General features: G+C 69.1%; 9 protein-coding genes and 2 pseudogenes. 7 read left to right on the forward strand and 4 right to left on the reverse strand.

Annotated elements, in window-relative coordinates; genetic code table 11:
* The 7 genes and pseudogenes from F3J14_RS31285 to proP all read left to right on the forward strand — a co-directional run.
* Positions 1 to 305, forward strand: a pseudogene (locus F3J14_RS31285) (prolyl aminopeptidase); the annotation flags it as partial.
* Positions 306 to 862: 557 nt separating this feature from the next.
* Complete coding sequence (locus F3J14_RS31290; RefSeq protein WP_166726224.1) at positions 863 to 2,590, forward strand: methanol/ethanol family PQQ-dependent dehydrogenase; 1,728 nt, start codon at positions 863 to 865, stop codon at positions 2,588 to 2,590.
* Positions 2,591 to 2,665: 75 nt separating this feature from the next.
* A complete protein-coding gene (locus F3J14_RS31295) occupies positions 2,666 to 3,931 on the forward strand; it encodes a transporter substrate-binding domain-containing protein (protein ID WP_166726225.1) in 1,266 nt (421 codons plus the stop codon).
* Between the two features lie 75 nt (positions 3,932 to 4,006).
* Complete coding sequence (locus F3J14_RS31300; RefSeq protein ID WP_166726226.1) at positions 4,007 to 4,324, forward strand: high-potential iron-sulfur protein; 318 nt, start codon at positions 4,007 to 4,009, stop codon at positions 4,322 to 4,324.
* Positions 4,325 to 4,340: 16 nt separating this feature from the next.
* Positions 4,341 to 4,712, forward strand: a pseudogene (locus tag F3J14_RS31305) (RNA polymerase sigma factor region1.1 domain-containing protein); the annotation flags it as partial.
* A 264-nt stretch (positions 4,713 to 4,976) separates the two neighbouring features.
* Positions 4,977 to 6,044, forward strand: a complete 1,068-nt coding sequence (locus F3J14_RS31310; RefSeq protein WP_166726227.1) for a porin — start codon at positions 4,977 to 4,979, stop codon at positions 6,042 to 6,044.
* Between the two features lie 513 nt (positions 6,045 to 6,557).
* Positions 6,558 to 8,027: a glycine betaine/L-proline transporter ProP gene (gene proP, locus F3J14_RS31315; RefSeq protein WP_166726228.1), complete on the forward strand. Its 1,470-nt coding sequence runs from the start codon at positions 6,558 to 6,560 to the stop codon at positions 8,025 to 8,027.
* 78 nt (positions 8,028 to 8,105) lie between these two features.
* On the opposite strand, the gene F3J14_RS31320 is transcribed toward proP, so the two are convergent.
* The 4 genes from F3J14_RS31320 to F3J14_RS31335 all read right to left on the reverse strand — a co-directional run.
* Positions 8,106 to 8,930: an alpha/beta fold hydrolase gene (locus F3J14_RS31320; protein ID WP_166726229.1), complete on the reverse strand. Its 825-nt coding sequence runs from the start codon at positions 8,928 to 8,930 to the stop codon at positions 8,106 to 8,108.
* Positions 8,918 to 9,118, reverse strand: coding sequence for a hypothetical protein (locus tag F3J14_RS31325; RefSeq protein ID WP_166726230.1), 201 nt, complete (start codon positions 9,116 to 9,118; stop codon positions 8,918 to 8,920). Before F3J14_RS31325 ends, F3J14_RS31320 begins: the two co-directional genes overlap by 13 nt.
* 14 nt (positions 9,119 to 9,132) lie before the next feature.
* Entirely contained in the window at positions 9,133 to 9,285 is a 153-nt protein-coding gene (locus F3J14_RS31330) for a hypothetical protein (protein WP_166726231.1), read from the reverse strand.
* Positions 9,286 to 9,304: 19 nt separating this feature from the next.
* Positions 9,305 to 9,693 (reverse strand): methyl-accepting chemotaxis protein (locus F3J14_RS31335; protein WP_247682324.1); only part of this gene is annotated, 389 nt, incomplete at its 5' end.

The following is a 9,693-nucleotide window of genomic DNA, read 5'->3' on the forward strand; positions in this document are numbered from 1 at the left end:
CGCATTACCTGCAACGTACGTGCTGGCTCGGCGAGCGCCGGCTGCTCGCGCTGGCGCGACAGGCCGCACAGGCCGGCGTGCCGTTGCACGCCGTGCACGGCACGCGCGACCGCGTGTGCCCGGTCGACAACGTCGCCCGTCTCGCGCGTGCGGTGCCGGCCGCCATCGTCGAACGCGTGCGGGCCGGGCATCTTGCGAGCGATGATGCGCTCGCGCATGGCGTTGCGCGTGCGGTGAGCGCGACGCTGACCGCCACCGCGGACGCATCACCGCATGCCGGATCGCCCGCTCAATCCCACGCATAGCGCGCGCCGACCCACGCGCCGCGCCCGGCCCGACAAACGGCTCGTTGATCGGGTTGAGCCCGTCGAACGCGTGATTCGGACCGTTGAAGAAGTTCCGCCCGAGTATCCCGAAGCTCGCATAGCGCTTGTCGAGCAGGTTGGTGATCCGTCGTGCCAATCCTGAGCAGCGGTGTCATACCGACGACGATGCGCGCGACCAGTTCGCGCCGTCGACGACGATCACCGGTCTTGCGCCGCGCATTCACGCATCCAAAGACCGCACCGAACGAACACGCGCCATCGCGCGCGACGCGCCGCGCACCGCCATCAACGCACTGTCATGTTTCGCAACACTCCGCCCGCGGCTGTCCCCGAACGCAACACCCGCGGATCACCCGCACTGCGTCGCACGCGTCGTCGCCGCGCGCGCAATCAGCCGCTGCGCCTTGCGTGGCAAGGCGTTCACCGCAGTGGCATGCGATTTGCGTGACTGGCTGCGCACTGGATCCGGATCCCCACCCTTGCCGGCCCGGCCATGTGTTGGCCGCGGTGCGACCACAATGACTCAGGAGACAACCATGAAAAAACTCTCGGCTTCGACGAGCCGACTGGCAACGATCGGCATCGCGTCAGCCGTCGCCATCGTCTTGAATCCCGGCCTCGTGGACGCCGCCGCGGACTATCCGGCCGTCACATACCAGCGGCTCACGGACGCGCAACGCGATCCGGGCTGGCTCACCTACTACCGCACGTACAACGGCCAGTCGCATTCGCCGCTCAAGCAGATCGACGCGTCGAACGTGAAGCAGCTCACGCAGGCATGGAGCTACAAGTTTCCGGCCGAGTTGAAGCAGGGTTTCGAAGCCACGCCGATCGTCAACGGCCGCTATCTGTTCGTGACCACACCGAAGGACAACGTGTACGCGTTCGACGCGGCCACCGGCGCGCAGCTGTGGAAATACGAACCGAAGCTCGGCGCGGAATCGTTCAAGACGGCCTGCTGCGACGTCGTGAACCGCGGCGTCGCGCTGTACGGCAAGAACGTCTACGTCGCGATGCTGAGCGGCGAAGTGGCCGCGCTCGATGCGCAGACCGGCGCGCTCGTGTGGAAGAAGCAGATGTTCGAGCCGGGGCTCGGCTACGCGTTCTCGCTCGCGCCGCTCGCGATCGACGGCGCGATCGTGGTCGGCAGCTCGGGCGGCGAGTACGGCGCGCGCGGCTTCATCGCCGCGTTGAGCCCGAACGACGGCGCGCTGCTGTGGAAGCGCTTCACGATCCCCGGCCAGGGCGAGAAGCACGCCGATACCTGGCCCGACGGCATGCAGGCGCACGGCGGCGCACCGGCCTGGCTGACGGGCACCTACGACGCGGCGACGCGCACGCTGTACTGGGGCGTCGGCAATCCGGGGCCGTGGCTCGCGGACCTGCGCCCGGGCGACAACCTGTACTCCGATTCGCTGCTCGCGCTGGACCCGAAGAACGGCGACCTCAAGTGGCACTACCAGTACACGAAGCACGACACCTGGGACTACGACGGCGTCAACACGCCGGTGCTCGCGACGATCAAGTACAAGGGCAAGGAACACGACGCGATCATCCACGCGGACCGCAACGGCTACTTCCACGCGATCGATCGCGACACCGGCAAGCTGATCTATGCGGAACCGTTCGTGAAGGCCACGTCGGTCACCGGCTACACGGAGGACGGCGCGCCGATCCAGGATCCCGCGAAGTATCCGAAGGTCGGCACGACGATCGACACGTGCCCGAGCTTCCTCGGCGGCAAGAACTGGTGGTCGGTGTCGTACGACCCGCAACGCCATCTCGCGATCGTGCCGGCGCTGCATGCGTGCATGAGCCTGTCGGGCAAGTCGGTCAACTACATGGAAGGGCTGCCGTATCTCGGCGAAGGCTTCGAGATCAAGCCCGAGCCGGGCAGCGAAGGCTACGGCGAACTCCAGGCGATCGACGTGAACACCGGCAAGAAGGTATGGAGCCACTGGAGCAAGCTGCCGTGGAACGGCGGCGTCGCGACGACCGCGAGCGGCCTCGCGTTCAGCGGCTCGCTCGACGGCCACCTGTACGCATTCGACGTATCGACCGGCAAGGTGCTGTGGGAAAGCCCGAAGCTTGCGAGCGGGATCATCGCGCAGCCGTCGGTGTTTGAAGTCGACGGAAAGGAGTACGTAGCGGTACTCGCCGGCTACGGCGGCGCGAACCCGATCTGGGGCGGGCCGATGGCCAAGGCGGCGGACGACGTGCCGCGCGGCGGCACGCTGTACGTATTCGCCCTCGACCGCGGCTGATCGCCACCCGGCCGACCGTATTGCGCCCGCGCCGACGGCGCGGGTGCCTCCCCCGTTTCCAACCGAGCGACGATCATGAACCTTCCACTTTCCCGCCTCGCCGTGGCCTGCGCGCTCGCGGCAGGCACGGTGCTGCTCCCGGTACCGTCCACGGCCGCGACGCCGGTGCGCGTCTGCTCGCTGCCCGGCACGCCGACGGCCGCGCTCGACAAGGCCGTCGCGCGCGACGTGTTCCGCACGGCCGGCATCGCCGCCACCTTCTCCGCGCACGACGCGGGCGGCAGCGACGACGACGGTGTGTCCGCGCACGAGCTCGCCGGCATCCTCGAACGCGAATGCGACGTGCTCGCCGGCTTCCCCCGCTCGGCGATCGCCGACGCATCCGATACGAAGCTGCTGTTCTCGCAGGGCTACCTGCGCTCGGGCTACGTGAGCGTCACGCGCCGCGACGCCGGCACGCCGACGACCGGCCGCGAAATCGTCGCGGCCACCTACGCGAGCCCCGCGCAGCTGATCGCGGTCCAGCAGAAGGACGCGCGCTTCGATCTCGAGAATACGTCCGAGCAAACCGTCGATGCGGTCGCCCGCGGCCGCGCGCATCGCGCGATCGTCTGGTATCCGGCAGTCGTCGCGTATCAGGCCGCGCATCCGAAGCAGGCGTTCCGCATCGGCGCGACGTCGTCGCCGTATGCCGAGTGGCAGCTCACGTTCGCGTTCGCACCGCGCTCGGCCGCGCTGCAGCAGCGTATCGACGCGGCCCTCACGCACATGAAGAACAACGGCCGGCTCGCCGCGCTGACCCGCAAGTGGGCGCTGCCCGGCAGCGCACTCGAAGCGCACGAGTCGCGCTCGCCGGCGCGCTTCCTCGACGGCGCGACGGCAGCCGGCGGCCGTCACCCGGGCGGCCTCCTGCGGGCGCGCAACGTGACTGCTGGCGGCGGCTTCATCCGCGTCGCCGCGAGCACCGGCGACGCCGCGCCCGCGTTCGACGCCACACAGGCCGCACACGGCAAGGAACTCTACGGCAATGCGTGTGCGAAGTGCCACGGCGCCGACCTCGAAGGCAACACCGCGCCCGCATTGAGCGGCACGTCTTTCGCACCGCTGTCGCATTCGCACCTGACGATCGGCGGCGTGTTCGGCTACATGGCGACCAACATGCCGGCCGACCAGCCCGGCAAGCTCAAGGACGACGAATACGCGGACCTGATGGCCTTCCTGCTCGCGTCGAACGGCTATATCGCCAGCAAGAACAAGCTGACGGCCGATGCCGCACGCGCGTCGACCGCGCCGCTCATCGCCGGCCCCGCCGCACACAAGGACGCGAACGCAAGCCAGTAACACCGGGCAAGCGGCTTCGCCACGCGATGCGGGCCGCGCCCTTCCCCACGATTTCATCTCGACCAGGAAACGACCGTGACGTACCCGACCTCCCGCAGAACCTTCATCGTCAACGCCATCGGCCTGTGCGCCGCGCTCGCCGCCGGGCGCACCGCCTATGCGGCGCCGCCGCTCGTCGACGAGAACGACGCCGCCGCGAAGACGCTCGGCTATCGCGCGCATGCGTCCAGCGTCGACGCCGCGCAGTTCCCGAAATACCAGGCCGGCCAGCGCTGCGTCAACTGCCGCTTCTACAAGGGCGAAGCGGCCGATGCGAGCGGCACGTGCCCGATGTTCGGCGGCAAGTCGGTCGCGGCGGACGGCTGGTGCAACGTATATGCGAAGCGCGCGTGACGCGTCGCGCGACGGGATGCCGGCGCGGCACGCGGCGGTGCCCACGGCCGGCCGCGACGACGGCGCTCGGCCGCACGCCGTCGCGCATCTCCACGCGCTGATCGCGACCGGCCTGTCACGCGGCTTCGTCACCCGCGGCGACATCATCGACGCACTGCCCGACGACGATGCGAATGACAGCGGCATCGATGCGGCGGCGGCGGTGCTCGGCGAACTCGGCATTGCGGTGTCCGACAGCGCCGATACCGCGAGCGGCTGGACGCTCGAGCGCGACTTCCGGCCCGCGCCGCCCGCGCGTGGATGGCTCGACAGCGCCGGCACGCTCGCCGCGGCCGACCTGCTCGCGCCGCGCACGACCGACCCGGTCCGGAGGTACCTGCGCGAGATGGCAAATCGTTGGATCAACTCGGCCAGTCGCGCTGAATGACAAGGCCGGCACCGGCCGGCCCCACCCGACTTCCTCGACGCACGCGCGTTCCGGCGCCCATCCGGGCCATGAACGCGTCGCGCACGGCCGACACCCGGCCGCGCACGTGCGTCCCGCCGCACCCCACCCTGCGTGCGCGGCCTGCACGACGGACACCGCCATGCGCGGCGTCCGTCACATCCCCTGTTCGATGCAAGGACGTACAACAACACTGGAGACATCCCAATGAAAAGCAGAATCGTGATCGGTTGCGCCGCGCTGGCAGGCGCGATGGCTAGTACCAGCGCCTGCGCGCAAAGCAGCGTGACGCTGTACGGCAACCTCGACGCCGCATTGCTGTACACGAGCAAGACGCTCGACGCCGCCACCGGCGCGAACGCAGGCCATCAGTTCGCGATGACCGACACCGGCATGACGCCGACGACCTTCGGAATGACCGGCACCGAGGATCTCGGCGGCGGCCTCAAGGCGAAATTCCAGCTCGAAAGCGGCTTTGCCGTCACCAACGGCGCGTTCGCCCATTCGAACGGCAACTTCTTCGGCCGCCAGGCGTGGGTCGGGCTCGACGGCGGCTTCGGCACGCTGAAGGCCGGCGTGCAGTACTCGCCGTTCCTGCTCGCGATCTTCGATTCGGATCCGCGCAGCTTCTCGCACTTCGGCAGCGGGCTGATCAACTACGTCGACAACGTGCTCGTGACGGGCCTGTTCAACCCGAACGCCGTGTCGTATACGAGCCCGACGATCGCCGGCCTCACAGGCAGCGCGATGTTCGCGTTCGGCGGCAAGGCCGGCGACTTCCAGGCCGGACGCCAGTATTCGGCGAGCCTCAAATACGAGCATGACGGCTTCATGATCAACGCCGCGTTCTACGACGGCAACGACGGCACCAACCCGACGCCGACGCCGAGCACCGTCGCGTTCGTCGGACGCACGCTCGGCGCCGCGTACCGGTTCGGCCCGGTCACGGCGAAGGCGTCGTTCGCGAGCTACAAGGTCGGCGGATCGTTCAGCAACAACGTGTACGGCGGCGGCCTCGACTACCAGGCGACGCCGGCCGTCGACCTGAACGGCGGCGTCTGGTTCACCAGCGACCGCAACGACACGGCCAATCACTCGCTGCTCGCGGCCGTCGGCACGACCTATAGCCTGTCGAAGGCAACCGCGCTGTACGCACAGGTCGCGATGGTCAACAATCACGGCGCGATGAACACCGGGCTCGGGATCAACAACGCGCTTTACGCGGTCACCGGGACGACCGTCGGCGCGAACCTCGGGATTCGCCACCTGTTCTGATGCGCGGGCGGCGGTGGCCTCGCCGGAGCGCCACCGCTCTGAATTCGCAGTACGAATCATCTTGCACCGCATTCGGCGCGCGACCGCGCGTCCAGATTCGGCGCGGCTTCCGTCGCGTGCGAATCCGTGCACGACGCATCGGCCGCAGCGGCCGCATCATGCCCGCATGATCCGCGACGTGTCGCGTCCTTCGCGTCGCGGCACCGGTATAGACCGCCATCGACGCATCCCGGACCGCCAGACCCTTGCCGAGCGCCGGCATGACGAGTTGCCCGCCTGCGCCATCCGTGTCGTTTACGACCGATTTCCGGGCGCATGACCGATAGTCCGCTTTCCCCGTTTCTCTACACTGCTTCACACCAACACACCCTTGCCGGCTGTCCCGTGGCGCGCGCCGCGCCCTCGACATCACGGCGATCCAGAGACAACCGCCTTCGTCCCCCGACGGTCCCGCGCCCGCACCGCCGCGCGCGTCGGCTCGACCAGCCGCGAAGGCCCTTCCAGGAGCGTTCATTGAGTTCATCGCAAGCGCACCCCGCGAAAGCCCGGTCTTCGCGTAAGGCCCTGAAGCTGGACGACATCACGATCGTTGACCCGGCCGTCCTGAAACGTGCGGTCGGGGCCATGGCGTTCGGCAACGCGATGGAATGGTTCGACTTCGGCGTCTACAGCTATATCGCCGTCACGCTCGGCAAGGTGTTCTTCCCGTCGAGCAGCCCGTCCGCGCAGCTGCTCGCGACCTTCGGCACGTTCGCGGCCGCGTTCCTCGTGCGCCCGCTCGGCGGCATGGTGTTCGGCCCGCTCGGCGACCGCATCGGCCGCCAGCGTGTGCTCGCCGCCACGATGATCATGATGGCCGTCGGCACCTTCGCGATCGGCCTGATCCCCAGCTACGCATCGATCGGCATCATGGCGCCCGTGCTGCTGCTCGTCGCCCGCCTCGTGCAGGGCTTCTCGACCGGCGGCGAATACGGCGGCGCCGCCACCTTCATCGCCGAGTTCGCGACCGACAGGCGCCGCGGCTTCATGGGCAGCTTCCTCGAGTTCGGCACGCTGATCGGCTACACGCTCGGCGCGGCCACCGTCGCGGTGCTGACGGCCACGTTGTCGCAGGAAGCGCTGTTGTCGTGGGGCTGGCGCGTGCCGTTCTTCATCGCCGGTCCGCTCGGCCTCGTCGGCCTGTACGTGCGGCTCAAGCTCGAGGAAACGCCCGCGTTCAAGAAGGAAGCCGAATCACGCGAAGCGGACGAACGAGCGCGCCCGAAGCAGTCGTTCGGCACGCTGCTCGCCGAACAGTGGAGGCCGCTGCTCCAGTGCGTCGGCCTCGTGCTGATCTTCAACGTGACCGACTACATGGCGCTGTCGTACCTGCCGAACTACCTGTCGGCGACGCTGCACTTCAACGAGACGCACGGCCTCTTCATGGTGCTGCTCGTGATGGTGCTGATGATGCCGATGACGCTCTACGCAGGCCATCTGTCGGACCGCGTCGGCCGCAAGCCGGTGATGATGGCCGGCTGCGTGGGCCTGCTCGTGCTGTCGGTGCCGGCGCTGCTGCTGATCCGCACGGGCGGGATGCTGCCCGTGTTCGGCGGGATGCTGATCTACGGCACGCTGCTGTCGACTTTCACCGGCGTGATGCCGTCCGCGCTGCCCGCGCTGTTCCCGACTCGGATCCGCTACGGCGCGCTCGCGATCGGCTTCAACGTGTCGGTGTCGCTGTTCGGCGGCACGACGCCGCTCGTCACCGCATGGCTCGTCGATCGCACCGGCGACCTGATGATGCCGGCCTACTACCTGATGGGTGCGTCGTTCATCGGCATCGTGTCGGTGCTCGCGCTGCGCGAAACCGCGCGGCGGCCACTGCCCGGCTCGGCGCCGTGCGTCGCGAGCCGTGCGGAGGCGCAGGACCTGATTCGCCGAGGCGCCGACGAAGGCCGCGTGCGCGACCGCAAGTTCACGCCGGTCGGCGAACGCGCGTAACACGCGCAACACACAACACTCAGGCCCGCATCACGCGACGCCGCGCGGCACCCGCCGCCGGCATCGCGCGGGTGACGGTCAGCCCGCCGCGAGCTGCTGCTCGTCGAACCAGTCGAGCAGCATCCGCGTGACGAACGCGGGATTCTCCAGGTTCGAGATATGGCCGGCGTCCGGCACCAGCGCATGGCGGCAGCCGATCACGCTCGCCATCTTCACCGTCTCGGACGGCGGGCGCGCCATGTCGCCCGCGCCGCACATCAGCAGCGTGCGTTCGGCGTCCAGGTCGGCGAGCGCGGCGAGCGTATCGGGCCGCCCGAAGATCAGACGGCCGAGCGGGGCGATCGATTCCCGCAGCCGGTCGGCCGGGAGCTTCGCGAGCGCCGCGCGAAACGCGCTCGGCACCGGGTCGGCCAGGTTCACGTCCGGCCGGAAGAACAGCGGCACGATCGCGTCGAGCAGCGGCGGCACGATGCTGCCCGCGGCGGCGATTGCATCGAGCATCGCGAAGTAGCGCAGCCGCGTCGCCTCGGGTTCGGCCTCGAGCGACGCATCCATCAGCACGAGCGAGCGCACGCGCCGCGGTTCGTGCAACGCGAGCCGCGCACCCCACATGCCGCCGACGCTGAGCCCGACGACCGCGCACGCGTCGATCTCCAGCGCATCGAGCAACGCGCTCGCGTGTGCGGCGAGATCGTCGAGCGTCTGCGTGCCGTCGGGCATCGGGCCCGACGCGCCATGCCCCCACAGGTCCGGCACGATCACGCGATACCGGCGCGACAACGCGTCGATCTGCGGCGCCCACATCGCCGCATCCCACAGATAGCTATGCCCGAGCAGCACCGGAAAGCCGGTGCCGTGATCCTGGTAATGCAGGGTGCTGTGTTGAATGGTCACTGCGGGCATCGCGCCTCCGGGTTCATGTACGTATGGACGATCGACGGCGGCCCGCAACCGGGCGCCTTGGTCAGCGGCGTATTGCGACGCACGCGAAGCGGCGAATCATCGCACAGGTTGCGGCGCTTGCGAATGACGAGTAACGCGTGTGGCGGCAACGACTCGCCGCGCGACGCAAGCGCGGAGTTGTCATCCACGCGGCGCGCGGGCGCTAGCCGACGCGATACAGCGGCAGCACGTTGCTGCCCGCGTCGTCCTGGGGCGCCTGCGGCGGAACGCTGGCTTCGTCGAGCAGCCAGTTGGTGAGCACCGCGACGAGCACGAGCGGCACGCCCCACACCCCTTCACGCTGCGATCCGCACACGGCCGCTCAGATCAATCATTCACCGCGCCCGCGCAATCCGGAACACCGACATCGCGGCCTGCATCGAACCGGCCTGCTGCTCGAGCGCGCTCGCGGCGGCACTGGCCTGTTCGACGAGCGCCGCGTTCTGCTGCGTCATCTGGTCCATCTGCGTGACCGCCTGGCCGACCTGGTCGATACCGGCGCTCTGCTCGACGGTGGCCGTCGTGATCTCGGTCATGATCGTCGCCACCCGCCGCACCGACGACACGATCTCGTCCATCGCGCGCCCGGCCTGCGACACGAGCGCATTGCCGTCGCGCACGTCGTCGATCGACGCGCCGATCAGCTGCCGGATCTCGCGCGCGGCGCCCGCGCTGCGCTGGGCCAGCGTGCGCACCTCGCCCGCGACGACCGCGAAGCCGCGCC

Source organism: Burkholderia sp. Tr-862, assembly GCF_011753085.1.
GTDB lineage: Bacteria > Pseudomonadota > Gammaproteobacteria > Burkholderiales > Burkholderiaceae > Burkholderia > Burkholderia ambifaria.